This window comes from Flavobacterium sp. GW821-FHT12A05 (assembly GCF_058807735.1).
Genome location: NZ_JBXAQY010000004.1, coordinates 413,268 through 435,861, shown reverse-complemented (window position 1 = coordinate 435,861; position 22,594 = coordinate 413,268). Strand labels below are relative to the sequence as shown.

The window sequence follows — 22,594 nt, the reverse complement described above, 5'->3', positions numbered from 1 at the left end:
TTTTGTCCTAACCAAGAACCAATTACATCCTACGAAAATGAAGAGTAAAATTATTCTATTAAGTATCCTTTTCTTCTTGACAACTGCAGCTGTTTCGGCGCAGGCAAAAAATGCTCCAAGAAGTATTATCAGTACAACAGCGCTTATCCGTAAATACCATGATCAAAAAGAATTGAGCGGTATGCAAAAAGGAGAGCTTTTAGAATTGTACATTGAACGTATCAAAGTTTTAGTGAAAACATTGCCTTATATTGCTTTGGTTACTAAACCAGGTGTTACAATGGCAGATTTAGGTATTCCGGACGATAGTGACCACAAAAAAATATTAGATGCACAAGCAGTTGGTACTACAACTTTCTTAGATACTACAGTAGAGTTTCAAAGAAAAATGATGCCTTATTCTGATAAAGGAAACCTTATCGCGGCTATCTTGTTTTACGAAAACACATTGAAATCTTTACACGAGTTTAACGAATTAAACGAAATGTAATTTTTATATCAATAAAATACAGAAACCTCCAGAGTCATTTGATTTTGGAGGTTTTTTGTTTTTATTAAAATAATAATTGATAAAAGTTTTAGCATAAAATGGTTTTCTGGCAGCATTTATTTTCGATATATTTGAAATATGAACGAAAATAGAAAAGACATCACAATTAGACCAGCTGTTAATGCTGATTTGCCACGACTTGCAGAATTTCTTCAGTTTTTAGTAATTGCAGAAAGACCTTTTGATCCTACATTAAAAGAAGGCGAAATATTTTATTATGATATTGCGAAACTTATCCTTGACAGCAAGTCCGAAGTTTTGGTTATTGAATTCGAAGGTCAGCTAGCGGGCTGTGGGTATGCTCAAATCCGGGAGGCTAAACCGTATCAAAAACACGAACTTTTTGGATATCTTGGTTTTATGTATGTCGATCCTGAATTTAGAGGAAAAGGACTTAATGGTTTATTGATCAATGAGCTTAATAAATGGGTTTTATCTCAGGGAATAACTGAGGTCAGATTAGAAGTGTATCATGATAATGAAGCAGCAGTAAACGCTTATAAAAAAGCAGGATTTAAGCCAATAGTTACCACAATGCGACGTGATATCAGCGGAATAGATAATGAATAAAAGAAAATAGTTCCGACTAGAAAAAAAGGCTCCAGCGGAGCATCATATTTATAGAAATAATTTATTTCCACACACATAAAGCTCCAGCGGAGCGGCATATTTTTAAACAAACATGTTTCGCTCCTCTGGAGCTTGAAATCACGGTGTATATAACTGCTATAAATATTATGCTCCGCTGGAGTTTGAACAACAAATTCAATAATAGTTATTGTGTTGAAATTAATTACACGCTATGTATTAAATTTTTTTGTATCCTTAATTTTATAATTTTTCAGCTTCTAAATAAATAATTTTTCATTTTAAAGTTTAAAAAAAGAGAATGTCTTTATAAATGATGTTAATTTTTTTAAATCCATATTGGTTTTCTCTTAAAATGTAAGTTTATTATCTATATTTATTCTTGATTTTTTATTTGGTTAAAAATCATAAGTTGTTGGTTTTTAATGTATTATTTGTTTTTTAACGATGAATAAATCTTGATTTTTATTACATCTTTTTTAAAACCTCTTTTTTCGGTTTAGTTTCGATATGTCCTTTTTCTAGGAATATCTAACTTAAAAACCGAAAATTATGAGAAAACAATTACATGTTACTTTTTTTAAAAAAGCCAAATGCTGGCCTGTAATAATGGGGGTCTTTTTTGTGCTCTTAACTTCAAATCTGTATGCACAGCGCGGCTATTATGATGCGCCTTATAAAAGATATGAAGCAAATTTAGGGCAGTTGTCTAACGGAAGCACCACTACTGCAAAATCTTATAACCAAGCCGATCTTCAATCTGAAGCTACAGATCAGCAGTGCGTTAACATGTCTGCGACAAATGCAACAGTTCAATGGACACTTACTGAAGCAGCTGACGGACTTGTAATTCGTTACAGCGTTCCCGACGGACAAAGCGGAACCATTGGCGTGTATAACGGAACTACAAAAATTACCACGCTTACTTTGACTTCTACCTGGTCATGGGAATATTTGTGGAGCAACGGAAATCCAAATAATAACGGAATTACGAATCAAAATCCTAGAATGCGTTTTGATGAAGTTCGTTATAAACTTCCTAGTAAAATACCAGCTTCAGGAACTTTAAGACTGGTAAGAGAATCAGGAAATATTCATTTGGATTTTGCCGAGATGGAGCCGGTTCCAACAGCGGTTACAGCTCCAGCTGGTGCTGTGACTTATACTGGAAATGGCAGTGATCTTCAAACTTTTATTGATGCTAACGGCGGTAAAAAGATATTTGTTCCAACTGGTGTTTATAATGTGAATCGTGAATTGTATTTTGGTTCGGCTAACACATCATTAATTGGTGCAGGAATGTGGTATACCCAGATTAATTTTACCAATACAAGCAGTTTAAACGGTGGATTACGTGCCAATGCAAGTAACATTTCGTTTTCAGATCTTTATTTAACGACCAATTCGGCTTCAAGAAGTAATTCATATAAAGCAATAAATGGTGTATTTACGTCTGGTTCAACGGTAAAAAATATTTGGGCAGAACATTTTGAATGCGGTGCCTGGATTGCGCAATACAATACGGGAGGTCCTGCAATTGCCGATGGTTTTACATTGTCTCACTGCCGTTTTAGAAACAATTATGCTGATGGAATTAACCTTTGTAAAGGAACTGCAAATGCCATTGTAGAGCATTGTAATTTTAGAAATAATGGCGATGACGATCAGGCGATTTGGTCTGCAGACGGATTAGAATGTATCAATAATACGTTTCGATACAATACTTCAGAAAACTGCTGGCGTGCCTGTGGACTGGCGATTTATGGCGGTAAAAATAACAAAGCTTACAATTTAATTATAAAAGACAATCTGGAAGCAGGTATCAGAGTCAGCAATAATTTTCCGGGAGCGCCATTCAATAATGATGGAATGCACGAAATACATGATATAACTATTACAGCTTGCGGTACTTTTAATGATACGTACAACAATCCGGTACCGGCAATAGATATTTTTAGTGCTACTAATGCAGGATCTCAGGTTAAAAACGTACAGCTTTACAGCATCGATATTTTAGATTCAAGAAATGATGCAATCTCGATAAGCAAAAGATCAGGTGACGGAATTTATAATCTTTCTTTCAAAGACATAACGATTAACGGAACAGGTAAAGAATATCCTGGAAATAATGCACTTAACAGAAATTGGGGCCGTGGTTTTTTTGTTCTTATAGCAGGCTCTCCAGCTGGAAATGGTACGTATTGCAATATGAATTATTCTAATAGAGGCGGAAATGCAACTGTTAATGAAGAAACGAATGCAATTGGAACGTTTTCATGGACATCAGCTTCGAACTGTTCCAGTACGCCCGTTGCGGTAACAGGAGTTACGTTAGCACCAGCAACAGTTACTTTAGGAGTTGGCACTACACAGCAGTTAACACCAACAGTTGCTCCGGCAAATGCCACAAACAAAACAGTAAGCTACAGTTCTAACAATACAGGTGTAGCAACAGTAAATGGTTCAGGTTTGGTAACTGGGGTTGCCACAGGATCTGCAACAATTACGGTGACCACTCAGGATGGGGCTAAAACGGCAACGACTGCTATAACAGTAAGTTCTTCAAGTGTTGCAGTAACAAGTGTGAGTCTTAGTCCAACAACCGCAACATTGGCTGTAGGAGCAACGCAGCAATTAACTGCAACGGTTCTTCCGTCAAATGCTACGAATAAAGCGGTTAGTTATGCTTCAAACAATACTGGAGTTGCGACCGTAAATAGTTCAGGTTTGGTAACAGCGGTTGCTAACGGAACAGCCACGATTACCGTAACAACTGCAGATGGAAATAAAACAAGCACAGCTGCAATTACAGTAAGTACAGCAACAGGAACTTATTTTACGATTAAAAACAAATGGACTGGTAATTATTTATATGATGCGGGTGCCAATGTAGGATACGGCCCAACTGTAGCAAATAATAATTACAAATGGGAAAAAGTAGTGGTAGATGCAACCTATTTTATATTAAAAAATGTGGGTACAGGAGATATGATGAATATCGAAAACTTAACTGGAGCGGTACAATGTAATGTGGGTTCTTCGGGCTGGTACAGCGCACAATGGTCTACTGAAAATGTTGACGCTACATGGGTAAGAATTAAAAACAGATGGCAGACAGGAAGTATGATTCATATCGAAAACTTAAATGGATCTGCTCAATATGCAGGAGCTCAAAGCAACTGGGAAAGCGCTCAATGGCAATTTCAAAGTACTACATCAAAAAAAGTAGAATTTAGCGAAGTTGTCGCGACCGAAAATTCGTTGGTAAGTATTTATCCAAATCCGGCAATCAATAATGAATTTAATGTGGTGCTGCCAGAATTAAATGCAGGCGATATTGCAACTGTAACGGTTACGGATATAAACGGAAGAAAGGTTTTGGCTCAAAAAATTACTTCATCTGCAAAAATCAATCATAATTTAGCTGAAGGTATTTATGTAGTTACAATCAGCTCTAATACTTTTAAGGTTTCTAAAAAAGTAATTGTGAAATAAAAAGCTAAAATACAATCTCTGGATTCTAAATTCAGAATAAAAAATAATCCCTGTGTGTTTATGCATAGGGATTATTTCGTTTAAGAATGATTTTTATTGAATGATTGTTGTCCAGATTTCACCGCTGATATCAGTTAATTCCAATGTATATTTTCCTTTTTCATGTTTCGGAATTTGAAAATTTAATGTTGCTTTTGCTCCCAATGGCAGAATTAAACTGTGTTTACCGGGTTTCACTTTCGCAGTATAATAATTTTTAATTTGCTCTTTGGTTAAACTCGAAAGCTGTTTTTGATTTTGTTCAAAAAGAACGTTACCGAGTTCATCTTTTAATACAATGCCAATAAGAAAAGAACCGTAAACATCCGCACCTTCATCTCTAAAAACAGTAAAGTTTAAAGAGTTATTTGTAATAGAAGCCTCGCTGATGGTAACATGAGGCCGTACAGAAAGATTATGTAATTTTCCATAAACACCTCCGTGGAAATATTGATTGGTGAATAAAGTCAGCCCTAAAATAAAAATAGAACCTATCAATACTGTTTTGCTGCTAGTTTGATCTTTTAACGGCAAATTCCCCGAACCTAAAAAGCGGAACCATTTTGTAGTGGTAAAAGATTTATTTTTTTGGATGAAGTATTCGTCAAGCGAATATTTTCCGCCGCCAGACATAAAAATGGTAAATCCGGCCGCAACACCCAAAACGCCTATCTGCCATTCGTCAAGACAAGTTGTTCCCAGCCATCCCGAACCTAATAAAATACCAAATGCAAGACTAAAAACACCAATGCTCATGAGTCGGGTAAAAAGGCCGAGCATAAATAAAAGGCCCACAATTCCTTCAATAATAGTAAAAGAAACCATTGCCCACCAAAGACTGTCGGGATTAGAAACCAGATTTTCTATAATGGGTTTTATGCCCAATGCATGCGGCAGAAAATGGTTGAACTTTTCTCCAATATATCCTGCTTCATCCGGATTTAGTTTGTTTTCGAGGATAAGTCTTCTCCAAAAAGCAGAAAAATAAGTCCAGCCCGCCACCCAGCGCAATGCCGTGGTGAACATGCCGCTATATAAATAGGTTTGATTGTTCATTGTAATTTGAATTTAATTATAAGAAATAGATAAAGCTTCAATAACAGAATCATTGAAGTATGCTAGCATTACAATTAAAAAATCAAATCAGATATTGTTCGTGTAATAAATAGATAGGAATAATTTGAAACCCTTTTTTCTCAGAAAAAGAAGTGCTTTGGATTTTAGAAGAAGCAACGACCTTTTGGAAATCAGAGAAATGAGATGAAAAATCCTTTTTTAAATCTTTATCCTTAACAGAATCTAAAGCCTTTTTGACTGTTTTATGTTTAGTTATAAAACAAGTAACAGACAGATTGCTGTTTTGGTTGTTTTTGAATTCGTTTACAGGAATATCCAAAACCAGTTTAATTTCTCTTTTGGCAGAGCAGGGAAGACACACAAAGAATAATATCAAGATAATGATAGTTCTGTAGAGTATATTTTTTAACTGGTAGTGCATTCGTTTTTCTTCTAATTTCAAATGTAACAAGAAATTTTATAGGAAACTATAAACAGGTTGTTAATGCGGTAATTGCAAAACAGCTGTTTTTCTGTATAAAAATGAATTGTAAGCTTGAGAAACTTATTATTTATACATTCTGTATTTTTTCTAAATATTTTTTTTGATTCTGTCATTTTTTTAAGACAAAAAGGCTTTAAAATATATATCCAAAATTATTTTATCCCCAAAAACGTATTTTATTACTCCTCCTTAGAACCATTATTATTCAAATTTGCACGGTAAATCACAAACCGATTTCACCCTGTGTCGGTTGTGATTTCTTCAAACTAACTAATTAATTAACCAAATTACCAACCAAAAATGACAAATTTTATTAGGATTAAAAAAAGTCCTAATTGCGTATCTGGATTTAATTTGAAAAAGAAAATGATGCTGTGTTGTGTCTTACTTTCTTTATCTCAAGTTGATGGATATGCTGTTAGTTCTAAGCGTACAACAGATTTTCAAAAAGTACAACAGCAAAAAAACATTACCGGACAGGTTAATGATGAAAATGGGTTACCGCTCCCGGGGGTAACCATATTAGAAAAAGGAAGCAAAAATGCTGTCCTGACAGATTTTGACGGAAAATTTACTATAAAAGTAGAAAATGAGAATTCGGTATTAGTATTCTCTTTTCTTGGTTATGTAAATTCTGAAATTGCCGTAAAAGGAAAAACTACTGTTAATGTAAAAATGCAAAAAACGACCACTTCATTAGAAGAAGTAGTAGTTGTAGGATACGGTAAAATGAAGAAAAAGGATTTAACGGGAGCTATTGTTCAGGTATCGCCTGATAGATTGGCAAACCAAAATCCGCAGACGGTTCAGGATATCTTGAGAGGTACTCCCGGATTAAATGTAGGTTACGATCCTTCAGCAAAAGGAGGAGGAAGAATGCAGATTCGTGGTCAAGGTTCTGTTTACGATCCTAGAAAAGAGGGTGTGCACAGTTCGCCGCTTATTATTTTAGACGGAATGCAGTTTTATGGTGAACTTTCGGAAATTAACCCTGATGATATTGGCCAGATCGATATTTTAAAAGATGCATCGGCGGCATCTGTGTATGGTGCAAAAGCAGCGGCTGGGGTTATTATTATTTCTACCAAAAAAGGTAAAACAGGTAAACCTATGGTGAGTTTTACTACCAATACCACGATTAGTAATAAGAGCGCCTATCGTAGCGTGTATTCTCCAGAAGGATACTTAAAATACCGTGAAGATTGGGAAACTGCTCAGACTTATGGCGTTAATAAAGCAACCGGACAATATGAAGCATGGATATCAGGAACCACTGCTAATGGCAGGCCGGGGTATTTTGCAAACCCTAATGATTTGGGTAAATGGGGTATTACAGAAGCACAATGGTTGGCTTATCAGCCGCCTGCGCAAACAAACGGGAAAAGCTTGAAAGAAGTATGGGGAGCACGTTTAGGATTGAATTTTGATCCTTCGCTTATGGCTAATTTCCTGGCAGATAAAACACACGATTGGAGCAACAGCTCTTTTAGAACCGGGATTAATCACGATTATAATTTGAGTATTTCAGGAGCAAGCGATAAGGTAAATTATTATATGTCTTTTGGTTATTTAAATGCACAAGGAGCTATTGTGGGTAACGATTACAAATCAGTGCGTTCTAATATGAAAATTGATGCTAAAGTTACCAGCTGGCTTGACGTTGGAGCAAACGTTAATTTTCAGGATCGTTCAGACGGAGATATTACGCCTTCTTTAGATACACGTTCCGGGTTTAACAACATGATGAGAACCAGCCCATTTGGAACCTTCAGAGATGCAGATGGCAACTATGAAAGACAGCCAATGGGGAAAAATGTTTCAGGGCAGAATTATAATTATTACTACGAACGTCAATATACGGAGAAAGAGACTGGATATACGATATTGAATAGTATTTTTAATGCAAAAGTAACACTGCCTTTGGGTATTACTTATTCGTTTAACATTGCGCCTCGTTATCAATTTTTTCACGATCGTTATTTCAGATCAACAAAAAATCCAAACTGGCCTGCAGCTACTACTGGGGCAAATAGAAATAACTCCATTAATTTTGATTACAACCTGAATAATACATTAACATGGGATTATACAATTGCTGAAAAACACCACATCATAGCAACTTTTGTTCAGGAAGCTGAAGAACGTCGTTACTGGTCAGATGGAATGAATGCCTATAATATTCAGCCTACAGATAATTTAGGGTTTCACCTTGTGAATACGGCAACAATGGCAAATAGCGAGCTTAGATCAAAAGACACGCATGAAACAGCAGATGGATTAATGGCAAGACTTTTCTATTCATTTGATAATCGTTATATGCTTACAGCGACTGTTCGCCGTGATGGATACTCAGCATTTGGAGCTTCAAATCCTTATGCAACTTTCCCTTCTTTTGGAGTGGCATGGAACTTTAAAAATGAAAGCTGGTTCACTTGGGCTCCAATGTCTACAGGTAAATTGCGTTTGTCATGGGGAGAAAACGGAAACAGATCGCTTGATGATCCGTACATTTCTTTAGCAAACTTAGTAAATACCGGAACAATGGGGTATTTAGATCCTTCAGGAAAAGCACTTGAAATTAAGTATTTATCGCTTGATCGTATGTCAAATCCAGATTTGGTATGGGAAAAAACAGCTTCAACAAACATTGGTCTTGACTTAGGTTTTTTACAAGATCGTATTACGGCTAATATCGATGTTTACAGAAAAAATACCCACGATATGATTATGAGTCAGGCACTGCCTGGTTTTATGGGGTTTTCATCAATTGCAACTAATTTAGGAGAAGTACAAAATCAAGGTTTTGAGGTGAGTATTAATACCATTAATATTAGAAAACCAAATTTTGAATGGCGTACTACATTAGGAATATCGTATAACGAAAATAAAATTATTTCCTTATACGGCAACATGGTAGATATTAAAGATGCCAGCGGTAATGTAATTGGAAAAAAAGAAGGTGATGATTCGGCTAACGGATGGTTTATAGGCCGACCAATTTCTCAAATTTGGGATTATAGAATAACTGGAATCTGGCAGAAAGACGAGTGGAAAGAAGCTCAAAAATACGGACAGCGCCCTGGAGATCCAAAAGTAGCAAACAGCTATACAGCAGACGATGTAGATGCTGTAGATGCAGATGGTGTTCCTTATAAAAAAGCAGTTTATAACGAAAAAGACAAACAGTTTTTAGGTACTTCAACGCCTCCTGTACAGTGGTCACTTCGTAATGATTTCAAAATTTATAAAAATTGGGATTTAGGTATCAGTATGTATTCTTATATGGGACACAAATCATTGGACTCTAATTATATGAATACTTTCAATGATTCAAGTTTGTATAAATTCAATTTCAACCCTTATGTAAATCCGTATTGGACACTTGATAATCCAACCAACGATTGGGCACGTCTTGATGCTAAAGGACCTGCTGGAACTCCAGTTGCACCAGGAAAATTGTATGATCGCAGTTTTATTCGTCTGGACAATGTTTCGCTGGCTTATACGCTTCCTAGAGATCTTTTAGACCGTGTACATATTAAGAGTATAAAAATTTATGCTTCGGTTCAAAACGTAGCAACATGGTCTGCTTCTAAAGAATGGAAATACTATGGAGATCCGGAAACAGGAGGATTGGCTACAAGACAATTTAATTTAGGTTTTAATTTCCAACTATAATAATTACCCAACAATGAAAACATATATAAAAAATAAAATGACAATACTGGTGCCTTTTGTGGCATTGGCAGTGTTGTCTAGTTCTTGTTCGAAAGATTTTCTCGATGCAGATCCGCTTTCGATTTATCAACCTGAATCTACATTTTCTACCGAAGCGGGATTACAGGCGACTTTAGCATTATGTGATAAACAGCTGCGTAACAATTATATACATTTTAATGCTGCTGGGGTAAGCGTGCCTATTGGTACAGAGTATATTTTCTCTGATATGGCACAATACGGAAAAACAGATACAGGAAGTAATATTGCGGATTATGCCACTACTATTGTTCCTACCGGGCCTTTTCAAAGAGACGTTGGTGAGTCAGTTTACCTTGGTTTTTACTGGACAGAAGCTTATACAGGTATTAAGAATGCGAATACCGTATTAACGTATATTGGGAATGTAAAAACGTTATCTGAGGAAGTTAAAAATAAATACATCGGACAGGCTTATTTTCACAGAGCTTACCGTTATCTTAACCTAGTTTATCAATTTGGAGATATTCCGTTGATTACTAAAATCTTAACTGCTCCAAAACAAAGCTACTATTCTACTAAAAAAGAAGCTATTATCGAAATGATTACGGCTGATATGGAGAAAGCTGTAGAATATGTGCCGGAGCAGGCAAAAATAGGATATGTAGGTATGGTGAGCAAAGGAGCATGTCGTCAGTTATTAATTAAATGTTACTTAGCATCCGGCAGATTTGCTGAAGCAGAAGCACAAGCTAATATTTTGATTAATCAATCAGGGTATTCTTTGGTACAGAATACTTTAGGTATTTTTGATCCGGGAGGAAATCCTACTGCGTGGCCAATTACACGAAATGTAATCTGGGATTTACACAGACCAGAAAACAAAGTGATTTCTGCAAATACCGAAGCTATCCTGGTAGCACCAAATGGAGGAGCACAATCCTTTTTATCATTTGCTTCTATGAGAGTTTTTGGACCTAACTGGAACGATGCCAATTTAATTACTCCTGATGGTAAAACAGCGGCACCGCGTTTTCCATTGAATGATAAAGTGAATTACAATGCAAAATACGATTACCAAAGAGCAATAGGACGTGGTATTGGTACAATCAGTGGTTCTTATTATTCACAGCATCCTATGTGGGTTGTAAATAAAATTGAAGATAAAGTAGATTTAAGACACAACAGCGCAGTTGGAAACTGGGTAAATATGGAAGATCTTAAATATGCTCCGGGATCAGGAGGAAGTGCGGCATGGGCTGGACAAAGTTTTAGAATGAAAGATGCATCTGGAAAGCTTTTAGCACAAGATTCTATTCGTGACTGGTATGATTTCCCACATTATAAAATCTTTATGCATGATGTTGTGGCCGAAGCTAATCCTGCAGCAAATGATTTTCAGGGAGCTACAGCAGGAGCAAGCGCTCACTTGTACATATATCGTTTAGCTGAAACTTATTTATTACGTGCAGAAGCTCGTTTTTATCAAGGTAATGCTTCTGGAGCAGCTCAGGATGTGAATGCAGTAAGAGCAAGAGCAAAAGCTTCGCAAATGTATACTACGGTAACTATTGGTGATATTTGCGCAGAAAGAGGTAGAGAGCTTTATCTTGAAGAATGGAGAAATGTGGAGTTAAAACGTATTTCACACTGTTTGGCTTTGAGCGGAAAACCAGACGAATGGGGACATACTTACAGTAAAGAAAATTGGGATAAACAAGCAGGAACAGATGCGACAGGCGGAAGTTACTGGTACCAGCGTATTGTACATTATACCCTTTACAACAAATATCCGGCAGGTATTTCTCTTAAACCAGGTGTAAAATTTTATACGATGGACAAGCGTAATAATTACTGGCCAATTCCATATAGACTGGCTATTGAGCCTAACATTAAAGGACAATTAAGTCAGAACTATGGTTATGATGGATATAATCCGGCTGTTAAAGTTTGGGATAAATGGGAAGATGCTGTTGCAGACGAAAGTAAAATCTAAATCTATCTGCTTTCTTAAATTAAAGTTTGAGAAATAAAATAATAGAATGCTAAAGAAAAAGCGAGTTAATTTATTTGACTCGCTTTTTTGTTTGATGTTTTAAATACTACATAATTTTTTTACACTTTTTTTATGGATAACATTTTTTTAGTCTAAAAAATAAGGCTAAAACGCATTACTTGGATTTTTGTGTACCCAAAATCGTACTTAATTACCCCCTCTGAAAATTCTTATTAATCAACTTTGTAATGTCAATTGATATTGATTATGAGGACTATAGAAAGTTCTCTGTTTCAGTACCAATGATATAACTATCTATTATTTACTAACCATTAATTGTTTACTAACCTTAAAAAGTTTTAAAAAATGAAAAACCTATTAAAATTAACAAGTTTATTATTTATTACAGCAGTAGTATTTAGCTCCTGCGAAAAGGATCAAGATCCAAATGAAGCGCAAAGCGTTAACAAAGAAGTGCAGCAAACAGCTGAAAAAGATGAAGCTGCAGCAGCTTCACAAAGTAAAGCTACGGCAAAAGGTACTGCTGGAGCCAGAACAATTACATTACAAACCAATACGTTATCATGTCCAGGCGGATTATGTACGTCGTATGGTGTTTGGTCAACCGGAGTTTACACGGTTTGGTTCCAAATAAAATTTAATAATGGATTTTATTGGAGCAGAGGCGGTAAATGCGGTTATGGTATCTTAATTGGAGATCAAAATACCGGAGGAGATCCAGGATGGGATGGTAACGGAGGAAGTGCCAGATTTATGTGGTATTGCCCAAGCGGATCAAATACGGCTAAAGGAAGCGGTGCTTATTTACAGCCTTATGTTTATTACAAAGATCAACCAGGACAATTTGGTAATGATTTTGGAAAGAAATACTACATCCAAGAAGGTGTTACATACAACTGCCAGATATCAGTTAAGTTAAATACGGGATCAAATACGGACGGATACGTTAAGTATTATGTAAATGGTACTGAGATATTAAATCAATCTATTCGCTGGGTAACTAACGATTCTAAACGTAATGTAAATGCAGTAAGTCTTCACACTTTCCGCGGCGGAAGCCAAAATTACTGGACAGCTCCTGTAACAAGCTCTATTTATTATCCAAGTGCATCTTGGGATGCTCTTTAATACCTAAATTTACTTTAAAAATAATTAGATAGTGATATAATGCTAGAAAAAAAGCCCATTTCGCAGGAAGTGGGCTTTTAATTATTTTTAGTTTGTACTTTAAAAATGTACCTCAAAAATTATTTTCCTTTCAATAAATTGATGCTGACCGTTGCGATATCGGCATCCGGAAATCTTTTAAAAATGGATTTATCAGGAAATAATCCTGCTTCGGCAGCAACCTCATTAAAAACGTCGATTTCAACAATATACTGATCCGAAAATCCATGAGTGGCATCATAGGCAGTTGCAGGTGTTTTACCTAAATTACTCGCTGCGAGTTTCGGATTTATGGTATGTAATTCTATCAGAAGCAAACCAAATTTACGCACATAAGGCGACCATTTTTGTAAATGTTCCAAGAGATTATCTTCGACCAGATTATTGCTGATTCTTTTTCCTCTGTAAGCAAATGCTCCTGTAGATTTACTTACTCTGTTTTGGTTGATATGTTCCGGATCTTTCCAAATTCTGTTATGATCTAAAAAAGTCCTTACATTAAGTAAATCTTTCAGGTCAATATTGTAATTCTCTCTCAAATCGTCCGAAAGTAAATCCGGACGGCCAATATCTCCCCAAATTACTTTTGCCCAAATATCTGCTTTTATCAAATTAGCTCTTGTAACTTTTAAAGCCGCCTGATTATAATCTGCTCCAACCAAAAACAACGGATATTCATCCAGCATTTTTCCTCGTAAAGTCTGTCTGTCGATTACTTCAAAAATATGCTGCAGAAAAGCACCGTTACCGCATCCCATATCTAAAATTCCTTTAGGCTGTTCCTCAATTGGGAGATTAAAAAGTTTAACGATAATCTCATCGACTACTTTAAAATAAGTATCATGAGCACCGCCGCTTCCCCAAACATTCATTTCGCGGTCAACGTGAATTTCATTTTCGCCATCGGCTACCATCCTTAAAACAGCAGGATCACCAAAAATCAATTCTTCAATCTTGGCAAATGTCGGCAGGTAAGAAACCGTAACGCCGTAAGCACTGGCTCTCTTGGCAAAAAACAATCCAATTTCGGTAAACTGATAATTACCGTTTTTTTCCAAAAACCATCCAAGATGTACAAAAAAGTCTAATATTTTTTTAAAGTTTTCAGGCGATTTATGAAACTCTTCCGGTCTGAAAGAAGTCTCCATAAAATACTTGTGAAACATTCCGTTCATTGCCAAACGGACTATTGTAGGTCCAATTAAATAGCCTTCAATATGTTTTAAAATCTGTTCCTGAATAGTATTGGTTAAGCCGTCATTAGAAGCTTCAATTCCGTATCTTTTTTTATACTTTTCAAGAATAACGTTGAGTTTTTTAAAAGGCGCATCATCAAATAATCTCGCATGAAACTGAATGGAATACTGCAATAAATCGACAACATCCTGATAAAGATAAAATATCGAAAAAGCAATTTGCGTATTTTCATTTACAGAGATTGTAATTTCCTGCGTACGGTTATCGACTTCATAATTTAGAAATCCCTGAGATGCTAAAATTCTCAAACCCACATTCAGGTAACCTTCATTTGCTTTAGAAACAGTTGCAAGTTCAGTTAATTGAACTTGTTTTTTATTCAGAATAAAATCCAGTACGGCATTTTTCTTTAAGGCAATTGCAACAGGCGCAACAGCTAGACCATCGAGATGCCTGAAAATGGAACTTCTAAGTTGAGATTTATCGGTCATAGTAAAAAAATGAATTTTACTAAAGATAAGAATTTTTTTAATTGAAGATCTATGGGTTTTGTCTCTTAAATATAAACTTAATTTTTAACCAATAACTTCTTTACGATGTGCAAGGCCCCAATTCCATAACTCGTACAAAACTTTATTGAGCGATCTTCCGTGATCTGTTATTTCATATTCGATTAGAACCGGCATGCTGTCATAAACCTGACGATTAATAAGTTTATCCGTTTGAAGGTTTTTTAACTCTTTGGCAAGCGTTTTATCTGTAATACCAATTACTTCTTTTTTTAATTCGGTGAAACGTTTTGGCCCCGAACATAGAGAATAGAGAATCAGCAGTTTCCAGCTTCCGCTTACCGCTTCTAATGCATCTTTGATAGAAAGCATCGCTTTCGAACAATCTTTTTCTTGTGGTATCATACTATTTTAATTCACTTTCTTTTTGGAAAGCACTTTCCAATAGGGAAGCACTATCATTTGGAAAGTAAATATAGCTAATTTTGACTTTTCTAAAAATTAAGTTATGATTGAAATTTTTAAAACCAATATAAAACAGCAAAACCTTGCCGATACAATAATGGAAGCAATTAGAAAAGAGTTTGCAGACTTCACCATTAATTTTGATCTTAACGATCGTGATTGTGTATTGCGGATAGAAGGGGAGCATATTGATAACGAAAAGATTATAAAAATGGTGGAGAGATTTGGAATTTCCTGCAAAGTTATTCCGGATAAGGTTTGTGTAAATAATAAGAATGATTCAGAAGAAATGCAGGAACAATGGGAAAGCTGTTTCCGTTCCAATCAGATAGTCTGGGGATTTGAACCAGCACATTCTGCGATAATAGCCAATGAACTTTTTTTAAAGAATAATATAAAAAATGTTCTGGTTCCGGGATTTGGCTACGGACGAAATGCACAGCTTTTTACAGATAACGGAATGCATGTTACAGGTATTGAAATATCAGAAACAGCCATCGACATTGCTAAAAATCATTACAAGGGAGATGTAGAAATTATTCACGGATCTGTAACCGATATGCCTTTTAATTCTGTTGTTTATGATGCCGTTTTTTGTTATGGACTTCTTTATCTGCTTAATGCATCACAAAGGGTTAAATTACTAGATGATAGTTATAAACAGTTAAAACCCGGCGGTTATCTATTTTTTTCGGTAATTTCAAAAAAAGCTTCGAATTACGGTAAAGGAAAAGAGATTGCACCAGATACTTTTGAAAATGCACAAGGGGTTTCCGTTTTCTTTTATGATTTAGATGCTGTGCAAAAGGAATTTGAAGCTTATGGTATTCAAAATACATTTGAAATTAGTGAATATACAAATGAGGCTAAAGCATCTTCTTTTGAATTTATTGTGGTGGTGTGCAGGAAGGCTTTGTAGTTTAAAGTAGTTTTAAACAAAAAAACTCTAAATCAATAATTTAGAGTTTTTTTTGTTTTTGCAAAATTAGACTAAAATCTAATATTGTTATTTTTTAATAATTTTTCTGTTGGTAGTCCCTTTATCAGATTTAATTTTTAAAAAGTAGATACCTTGCGCAAAATGCGTTATATCTAATTGAGCAGATAATGCTGGCGTATCAAATTGAAACTCTTTAATAACGTGCCCATTAATATCAATTAAAGATACTTTTTCGATCATCTCGTTTGCTTGTACATTCAAAAGACCAGTTGTTGGACTTGGATAGATATTGTATTGATTTGCATTGTTTTCTGCAACTGACAATGTATTTGTAAATTTAGTAGCAGCAGTATTTGTTATGATTTTTGGATTAAAATCAAAATAGATATCGGCCTTATTATTGACAATATCTCCCGCGGCAACATTTTTTAATGGCTTAATTTTATAAGCAATAAAACCATGTGAGTTTGGTTCGTCTTTGGTGCTGTCCGGAAGGTTGATTTTATCAAAGATAAATTTAATTTCCTTTCCGTCTTTAATCTCCACTTTTCCTGGATGGCTTAAACTTTCTAATTCCATAGAAGTCCAATCTAGTTTGCTGTCCAAAACGTTTTGTACCCTTACGTTTATAGCACTTGCTGGACCTGTATTTTGAAAGCGGATGATGTAATGAAGAAATTCATCAGCTTCTTCGATAGGAACTTGACTGCCTTCGATACACGTAATGTCATTTGGATCGTAAGAACCAATTACAGTCTGGTCTATAATAAAGATATTATCTTCCTGAGTGTGATCATCTCCTGAATCAGGAATTATACTTACAGTTGAAATAACTTTCTCATTTATATTTACTGCAGGCGGTGCGAAAACTTTGAACTCTAAGTCGATCGTTTTAGTTTCAAAAGGTTTTAAGTTTTTGAAATCAAAAGTCAATGAACCAGAGGTTTGTGACGCAATATTTTCTGTCGCAGTCAAAAAGCTAAGCTTGCTTTTATCATATTCAAGCTTTACAGCACCGTTTGATGTTGTAGTACCAATGTTTCGGTAAACAATGCGATAACGCGTGCCGAAACCAGGGCGAAGATCCTCTATTACAGGATACAAGCTAACATTTAAATCGTTTATCTGGCCAATAGGGGCAATGCAAAAATCGGCAGAATAGGAGTTGTTCATTCCTGTAAATTTAAAAGTATGCGATTTTGGATTTGCAGCAAAATATTCCGGCAGTTTTGATGTAATTGAGGTCGTAAAATTTCCTTCGGTAGTTGCAGCAGTAAATGCACCATTTTGATCTGTAAAAGTCGCAAAACTATTGCTTCCATTATCTGAAATAACCATAAGATTGCTTCCTTTTATATCCGCATTGGAGCAGCCGTTTGAATCTGCATCAATCAGGACTTTTCCTTGTATGGTATTATGCAAAGGTCCCAGATTTTCAAATACAGAAACTTTACCAATGGTCGAGCCATAACCCAAAACACCAAGAACATCAATATCACCATCATTGTCAACATCGGCAGTATTGACATACACGCCTTTAAAATAATTTGAGATCTGTTGAATGATCTGCATTGGGGCAAAAACACCTTTCCCTTTGTTTTCATACATGGCAATAAGTCCTGCCTTCGAATCGCCTGATGCTGTAAACACATCCATATCACCATCATTATCGATATCTGCGGCATGAATTGATACTCCTTGTATGGTTAGTGTAGAAATGTCATGTTTAATTGTAAAATTGCCCTTTCCATCAATGTTTTCATACCAAACAACTGCATCAAAAGGGTAGCCGCCTGATAAACTGACTCCAACAATGTCTTTATCACCATCACCATCCATGTCAGCAGGATAAACAGAGTAAAGAGGTCCAAAAATCGACATGTGTGTTTCCTGAAAATTTCCTAATCCGTCTGTATTTTTATAATAATAGGTATCAACAGTATAGGATGCGGCAATAATATCCATATCCTTGTCACCATCCATATCGGCAATTTCAAAAGAGGTCAGTGAACCGTTATTTCCTCCTGTATCAGTAATTATAAGTTCAGAGCCAAAAGTTCCTTTAGAATCAATATTTTTATACCACGAAATTCGGTGTGAAGCATATACGCCGCAAACGACATCCATATCACCGTCGCCATCCATATCCTGAGAACGAATTATAGTTATAGTTCCTGTGGTTTTATTGTTAATTATATGTTCCGTTTTAAAATTACCAAGTCCATCATTTTCATACCAAAACAATACGTTGCGTTTAACAGTAACAATATCCAAGTCACCATCGCCGTCTATATCTACAGGATAAGAATAAGGAGTAATATTACCAACCTCGACACTTTCGGTAATAATGTGCTGTTTACCATAGAAGCCTTTTCCGTCAGTATTTTCAAGCCATGCTAATTTAGCATCATCTTTAGAACTTACTAACAAATCAATATCATGATCTCCATCAAAATCTCCCGGAAACACATTGGTTGGGTTTTGAATTCTTCTGGCCACTATTTCTTGTCTTCCAAAAGTACCTTTTTCATCTATATTTTTATACCAGGCTATTTTCTCATCATCGTAAGATGCAGAAATAAGATCATTTTTTCCATCGCCGTCAATATCACCCATTACCACAGCTTTTACTCCATAAGCTTGATTGGTAATGATTTTTTTAGCACCAAAATCACCAGAACCAGTTGTATTGTTCATCCATCCAATCTCATTTTTGCTGGTATATACAATATCAACTTTATTGTCCTTATTTATATCAGTAACTAAAAGAGTACTTGTTTCGGGTGCATTAGACAGAATAATAGTCTTATCAGTAAAATTACCTAACCCATCCTGATTTTTATATCCTATAACCTGATTGTCGTATGTTGAAGTATAGATGATATCTTTATCTCCGTCATAATCAATATCAGCTGTATTGATGGAGCTTACGCCTCGAGCTGAAGTAGTTATAATTTTGGGTGCGCTGAAAGTACCTTTTCCATCCGTGTTTTTAAGCCAGGCAATTTTGCTGTAATCTCTATATCCAATGATAATATCCTGGTTGCCATCGCCATCGAGATCATCAGTATGCAGTAATGAGCCATTTAGTAAGTCATCACGATTACTTGTAACAACTTGTTCCGGGCCAAATGTACTGCCATTATTTTTAAACCATACGAGTTTTGGCTGCGTTATAAGCGGCACATTATTACTATAATAACACAGAATATCTATATTACCATCACCATCTATATCACTTAATACAGCCGGAGTTATGCTTGCTGTACCCAGTGTAAAAGTTTGTGCAGCTGTAAAACTTCCTGAGCCATTATTTTTATAAATAGTTAATTTATTGGATACTGAAACCAGTACATCTAAATCTCCATCTTTATCAAAGTCAAAAGTAAACAATGCTCCGGCACCTCCGTTTGTTGCTGCAATGGTTTTCTTTGTGCCAAAGCTTCCTAAACTATCAACATTTTCATACCAGTTCAATTCTGAACCAAAAGTAATAACGTCTAAATCCTTATCACCATCAAGATCACCTACTCGAACTAACTGCGGACGCAAAGTTGCATGAGGATCTCCTATAGCAATCTTTTCTTGAAATCCTGTTTGTCCATAAAAAGGTATTGAAAACACAAAAAATAGCAGGAGTAGTTTTATTTTCATATATAAAATGATAAAGGGGTTGTGGTTTGGTAAATGTTAACAGTTATCTGTCAAAAATATAAAAATAATACTTGTTAAAACGAAGTTGTTAAAATAATTTATTCTTTAGGTGAACTGGTAAACAATACCGCTCGATCTAGAATTTATCTTTCCATGTTGAGTACCTGAAATCTACTGATGAATTTAATTTCAAATGTTTAAATCACATAGTTAATTCCCTCTATTTTTAGAATTAATAGTAACCACTTTTTCAAAACGCCCGTGATTACTTATCGATATATCTTGTTTTTTATTTGATGAAGAAAGTAAAAAAGGAATACCGTTTTGGTCTTTTAAAATAGCTGTTTTTTCAATTTCTATTACGTCATTTAGATTGTCTAAATTGCTGACAGCTATTGTATGAATAGAATCTGCAGAGAGAATCGTTTTAGTGTAATAGATATTTCCGGAGCAAATGACATTTCCGTTAAAGTTTCCGCTTTCAAGATTGAGGTTTTCAGGTTTTATAGAACAAACCAGTTTTTTAGGAATATATGCTCTTATTTTGGTTTTGCGATTGTAGACTTTATAAGCTGCTTCTTTCATGCTCCAAAGTGTCCAGAGCATAAGTTCAGGATTTACTGTGGTCGCAATAAGCAATTGTTCTTCAGCGGTAAACAGCTTTTCTATTAAACCTTTACGCTGCCAATTGCTTTCCTTTCGGGATTGCAGTAAATCGATCACATCATTGCCAATCATTTTTGGGCTAATTTAGTTTCTATGATTTCTACGGCGGTTTTAACATCAAGCATTCGTTCCATATCGGCATTATCAATTACAACATCAAAAGCTTCTTCGATATCCAGTACGATATCTACCAGATTAGCCGAATTTATACTCAGATCGTTTATAAAATCTGTTTCTTCTGTCAGGTTTTCATACGCCTCTGTATTAGTTGTGTAAGGCTTTATGATCAATTTTAATTTTGCGATAAGTTCTTCTTTGTTCATAGGTTTATTTTTGAAATTTTTTAAAGATTATGCAGGCATTTACATCACCAAAACCAAAACTGGCTTTGGCAATTATAGTGGGATTAATGTCAATTGTTTTTAAAGGTATTTTTGAAGAATCGATAAGAGCCGTAATTTCCGGATGAAGATCTTCACAATTTAAATTTCCAAACACAAAGCCTTCATGAAGCTGCAATACCGTGGCGACACTTTCTACACTTCCGGCAGCGCTTAAACAATGTCCGGTCATGCTTTTTAAGGAATTGATGTACGGAAAATCGATTCCGTTTCTGTTTAAAGCTTTGGTCCAGTTTTCTATTTCCAGGCTGTCTTTTGTAGTAGCAGTTAAATGCCCATTTATGGCATCAATAGCATCAGCCTCAATACCCGAATTTCTGATTGCATCTGTAATACAGCGTTGTACAGCGGTACTGTTTGGTGCCGTCATGCTTCCGTTACCGCGCTGTCCGCCAGAGTTTACGCTTCCGCCTAATATTTCGGCATAAATTGTAGCATTACGTTCTAAGGCACTTTCTAAATCCTCGATAACCAAAGCTCCAGCACCGCTCCCAGGTACAAACCCAGATGCTGTGGCGCTCATTGGCCGAGAACCCTGCTCAGGATTATCATTATATTTGGAACTGCAGACGCGCAAGGCATCGAATCCGCCCCAAATATAAGGCCCGCTATCGCCAGTACTTCCTGCCAGTATACGTTTTGCCTGCCCGGATTGTATTCGGTCGTAGGCCATTAAAATGGCTTCGGTTCCCGTGGCACAGGCAGATGAATTTGTGGTAACCTGATTTCCAAGGCCTAATTTGCCTCCCAAATAAGCGCTTACGCCACTGTTCATGGTTTGAGCTACAACGGTGCTACCCAATCTCCGAACTTGCAATTCGTCTATTCTATAAATGCTTTCGCGGAATTTATCAATGCCAGATGTACCGGAACCGAAAATAGTACCGCTGTCCCAATCCGGGTTTTCGTTAATTTCTATAGGCAGTCCGGCATTTTTCCAGGCTTCGATTCCTGCAATAACGCCGTATAAAATACCTGTACTGCTAAAACCTCTAAGTTCAAGTTCAGTAAAATATTGTGCTTTAAGTTCTTCAGATATTTGAGGCTGACCCGCTATTTGACACGAAAACTGCAATTCCTGTAATTGAGCATCATGCCGAATTCCGGATATTCCGTTTTTTATGGCATGGCTGAAATCAGAAATTCCAACTCCGTTTGGAGCCGCAACGCCTAAACCTGTTATAACAACTCGCTTACTCATAATTTATTTGTAATCATGCCCGATAAAATGCCTTTGCAGACTTCTTGTCCGGCTTCGTTTTTCATTACAACATCACATTTTAATTTCCCAAATCTGAAAAACAATTTTTGAGAAGTTACCGTAACTTTTTCCTTAGGATAAACCGGTTTTAAAAACTGCATATCGGCCGATGTAAAAGCGACAACGGTATCTTTATTAAAAGTATCTCCCAATAAATAAATACCCAGACAAACCAAACCAATCTGAGCCATGGTTTCGGTCAGGATAACACCCGGAGTTACAGGATTGTCTTTGAAATGACCTTTGTAAAAATCCAGATCTTCCTTAAAAGTATACGTTCCAGAAGCGCTGTTTTCATCTACCTGCAGTAATTCATCTACAAATAAAAAAGGTTTGCTGTAGGGCAGAAGTGCTGTAATATCGGTTAATTTCATCTTTATTTATCTAA

The 22,594-nt window shown here is 35.9% G+C and carries 16 protein-coding genes; 7 read left to right on the top strand and 9 right to left on the bottom strand.

Annotated elements, in window-relative coordinates:
* Positions 1-37 precede the first annotated feature (37 nt).
* The 3 genes from AC1RRQ_RS11530 to AC1RRQ_RS11520 all read left to right on the top strand — a co-directional run bounded on the left by AC1RRQ_RS11530 (position 38) and on the right by AC1RRQ_RS11520 (position 4,633).
* Positions 38-490, top strand: coding sequence for a hypothetical protein (locus AC1RRQ_RS11530; protein WP_493023173.1), 453 nt, complete (start codon positions 38-40; stop codon positions 488-490).
* Between the two features lie 138 nt (positions 491-628).
* Positions 629-1,120 (top strand): GNAT family N-acetyltransferase, encoded by a 492-nt coding sequence (locus AC1RRQ_RS11525; RefSeq protein WP_493023172.1) that lies wholly within the window; start codon positions 629-631, stop codon positions 1,118-1,120.
* 570 nt (positions 1,121-1,690) lie between these two features.
* The gene (locus AC1RRQ_RS11520; RefSeq protein WP_493023171.1) at positions 1,691-4,633 is read left to right on the top strand and encodes an Ig-like domain-containing protein; all 2,943 of its coding nucleotides are present in this window, start codon (positions 1,691-1,693) and stop codon (positions 4,631-4,633) included.
* Between the two features lie 93 nt (positions 4,634-4,726).
* Here the strand turns inward: AC1RRQ_RS11520 and AC1RRQ_RS11515 are convergent, their stop codons facing one another.
* Both AC1RRQ_RS11515 and AC1RRQ_RS11510 read right to left on the bottom strand, forming a co-directional pair.
* Positions 4,727-5,728 (bottom strand): TQO small subunit DoxD, encoded by a 1,002-nt coding sequence (locus AC1RRQ_RS11515; RefSeq protein ID WP_493023170.1) that lies wholly within the window; start codon positions 5,726-5,728, stop codon positions 4,727-4,729.
* Positions 5,729-5,810: 82 nt separating this feature from the next.
* Positions 5,811-6,170 carry a hypothetical protein gene (locus AC1RRQ_RS11510; protein ID WP_493023169.1) on the bottom strand — a complete coding sequence of 120 codons (360 nt, stop codon included), beginning with the start codon at positions 6,168-6,170 and terminating at the stop codon, positions 5,811-5,813.
* A gap of 363 nt (positions 6,171-6,533) precedes the next feature.
* On the opposite strand from AC1RRQ_RS11510, the gene AC1RRQ_RS11505 reads away from it, so the two are divergent.
* The 3 genes from AC1RRQ_RS11505 to AC1RRQ_RS11495 all read left to right on the top strand — a co-directional run bounded on the left by AC1RRQ_RS11505 (position 6,534) and on the right by AC1RRQ_RS11495 (position 13,074).
* The gene (locus AC1RRQ_RS11505; protein ID WP_493023168.1) at positions 6,534-9,911 is read left to right on the top strand and encodes a SusC/RagA family TonB-linked outer membrane protein; all 3,378 of its coding nucleotides are present in this window, start codon (positions 6,534-6,536) and stop codon (positions 9,909-9,911) included.
* 13 nt (positions 9,912-9,924) lie between these two features.
* On the top strand, positions 9,925-11,925 hold the full coding sequence (locus tag AC1RRQ_RS11500) for a RagB/SusD family nutrient uptake outer membrane protein (protein WP_493023167.1): 2,001 nt from the start codon (positions 9,925-9,927) through the stop codon (positions 11,923-11,925).
* Positions 11,926-12,291: 366 nt separating this feature from the next.
* A complete protein-coding gene (locus AC1RRQ_RS11495; protein ID WP_493023166.1) occupies positions 12,292-13,074 on the top strand; it encodes a polysaccharide lyase in 783 nt (260 codons plus the stop codon).
* Between the two features lie 119 nt (positions 13,075-13,193).
* On the opposite strand, the gene AC1RRQ_RS11490 is transcribed toward AC1RRQ_RS11495, so the two are convergent.
* Together AC1RRQ_RS11490 and AC1RRQ_RS11485 are read right to left on the bottom strand one after the other, a co-directional pair.
* Positions 13,194-14,801: a class I SAM-dependent methyltransferase gene (locus AC1RRQ_RS11490; protein WP_493023165.1), complete on the bottom strand. Its 1,608-nt coding sequence runs from the start codon at positions 14,799-14,801 to the stop codon at positions 13,194-13,196.
* 84 nt (positions 14,802-14,885) lie between these two features.
* A complete protein-coding gene (locus AC1RRQ_RS11485) occupies positions 14,886-15,224 on the bottom strand; it encodes a winged helix-turn-helix transcriptional regulator (protein ID WP_493023164.1) in 339 nt (112 codons plus the stop codon).
* A 103-nt stretch (positions 15,225-15,327) separates the two neighbouring features.
* Between AC1RRQ_RS11485 and AC1RRQ_RS11480 the strand changes: the two genes are divergently transcribed.
* Positions 15,328-16,203 (top strand): class I SAM-dependent methyltransferase, encoded by an 876-nt coding sequence (locus AC1RRQ_RS11480; protein ID WP_493023163.1) that lies wholly within the window; start codon positions 15,328-15,330, stop codon positions 16,201-16,203.
* Positions 16,204-16,290: 87 nt separating this feature from the next.
* Here AC1RRQ_RS11480 and AC1RRQ_RS11475 read toward each other — a convergent pair whose 3' ends face one another.
* The 5 genes from AC1RRQ_RS11475 to AC1RRQ_RS11455 form a co-directional block, all read right to left on the bottom strand.
* Positions 16,291-19,878: a T9SS type A sorting domain-containing protein gene (locus tag AC1RRQ_RS11475; protein ID WP_493023162.1), complete on the bottom strand. Its 3,588-nt coding sequence runs from the start codon at positions 19,876-19,878 to the stop codon at positions 16,291-16,293.
* A 210-nt stretch (positions 19,879-20,088) separates the two neighbouring features.
* Positions 20,089-20,616: a 4'-phosphopantetheinyl transferase family protein gene (locus AC1RRQ_RS11470; protein WP_493023161.1), complete on the bottom strand. Its 528-nt coding sequence runs from the start codon at positions 20,614-20,616 to the stop codon at positions 20,089-20,091.
* Complete coding sequence (locus AC1RRQ_RS11465; protein WP_483095664.1) at positions 20,613-20,867, bottom strand: acyl carrier protein; 255 nt, start codon at positions 20,865-20,867, stop codon at positions 20,613-20,615. Before AC1RRQ_RS11465 ends, AC1RRQ_RS11470 begins: the two co-directional genes overlap by 4 nt.
* A gap of 4 nt (positions 20,868-20,871) precedes the next feature.
* Positions 20,872-22,146 (bottom strand): beta-ketoacyl-[acyl-carrier-protein] synthase family protein, encoded by a 1,275-nt coding sequence (locus tag AC1RRQ_RS11460; RefSeq protein ID WP_493023160.1) that lies wholly within the window; start codon positions 22,144-22,146, stop codon positions 20,872-20,874.
* Positions 22,143-22,580 carry a 3-hydroxyacyl-ACP dehydratase FabZ family protein gene (locus AC1RRQ_RS11455; RefSeq protein WP_493023159.1) on the bottom strand — a complete coding sequence of 146 codons (438 nt, stop codon included), beginning with the start codon at positions 22,578-22,580 and terminating at the stop codon, positions 22,143-22,145. Before AC1RRQ_RS11455 ends, AC1RRQ_RS11460 begins: the two co-directional genes overlap by 4 nt.
* Positions 22,581-22,594 lie beyond the last annotated feature (14 nt).

What these genes read in the sequence shown, in the direction of transcription:
- AC1RRQ_RS11530 (WP_493023173.1), top strand. Translation starts at nt 38, where the DNA reads ATGAAGAGTAAAATTATTCTATTAAGTATCCTTTTCTTCTTGACAACT.
- AC1RRQ_RS11525 (WP_493023172.1), top strand. Translation starts at nt 629, where the DNA reads ATGAACGAAAATAGAAAAGACATCACAATTAGACCAGCTGTTAATGCT.
- AC1RRQ_RS11520 (WP_493023171.1), top strand. Translation starts at nt 1,691, where the DNA reads ATGAGAAAACAATTACATGTTACTTTTTTTAAAAAAGCCAAATGCTGG.
- AC1RRQ_RS11515 (WP_493023170.1), bottom strand. Translation starts at nt 5,728, where the DNA reads ATGAACAATCAAACCTATTTATATAGCGGCATGTTCACCACGGCATTG.
- AC1RRQ_RS11510 (WP_493023169.1), bottom strand. Translation starts at nt 6,170, where the DNA reads ATGCACTACCAGTTAAAAAATATACTCTACAGAACTATCATTATCTTG.
- AC1RRQ_RS11505 (WP_493023168.1), top strand. Translation starts at nt 6,534, where the DNA reads ATGACAAATTTTATTAGGATTAAAAAAAGTCCTAATTGCGTATCTGGA.
- AC1RRQ_RS11500 (WP_493023167.1), top strand. Translation starts at nt 9,925, where the DNA reads ATGAAAACATATATAAAAAATAAAATGACAATACTGGTGCCTTTTGTG.
- AC1RRQ_RS11495 (WP_493023166.1), top strand. Translation starts at nt 12,292, where the DNA reads ATGAAAAACCTATTAAAATTAACAAGTTTATTATTTATTACAGCAGTA.
- AC1RRQ_RS11490 (WP_493023165.1), bottom strand. Translation starts at nt 14,801, where the DNA reads ATGACCGATAAATCTCAACTTAGAAGTTCCATTTTCAGGCATCTCGAT.
- AC1RRQ_RS11485 (WP_493023164.1), bottom strand. Translation starts at nt 15,224, where the DNA reads ATGATACCACAAGAAAAAGATTGTTCGAAAGCGATGCTTTCTATCAAA.
- AC1RRQ_RS11480 (WP_493023163.1), top strand. Translation starts at nt 15,328, where the DNA reads ATGATTGAAATTTTTAAAACCAATATAAAACAGCAAAACCTTGCCGAT.
- AC1RRQ_RS11475 (WP_493023162.1), bottom strand. Translation starts at nt 19,878, where the DNA reads ATGAAAATAAAACTACTCCTGCTATTTTTTGTGTTTTCAATACCTTTT.
- AC1RRQ_RS11470 (WP_493023161.1), bottom strand. Translation starts at nt 20,616, where the DNA reads ATGATTGGCAATGATGTGATCGATTTACTGCAATCCCGAAAGGAAAGC.
- AC1RRQ_RS11465 (WP_483095664.1), bottom strand. Translation starts at nt 20,867, where the DNA reads ATGAACAAAGAAGAACTTATCGCAAAATTAAAATTGATCATAAAGCCT.
- AC1RRQ_RS11460 (WP_493023160.1), bottom strand. Translation starts at nt 22,146, where the DNA reads ATGAGTAAGCGAGTTGTTATAACAGGTTTAGGCGTTGCGGCTCCAAAC.
- AC1RRQ_RS11455 (WP_493023159.1), bottom strand. Translation starts at nt 22,580, where the DNA reads ATGAAATTAACCGATATTACAGCACTTCTGCCCTACAGCAAACCTTTT.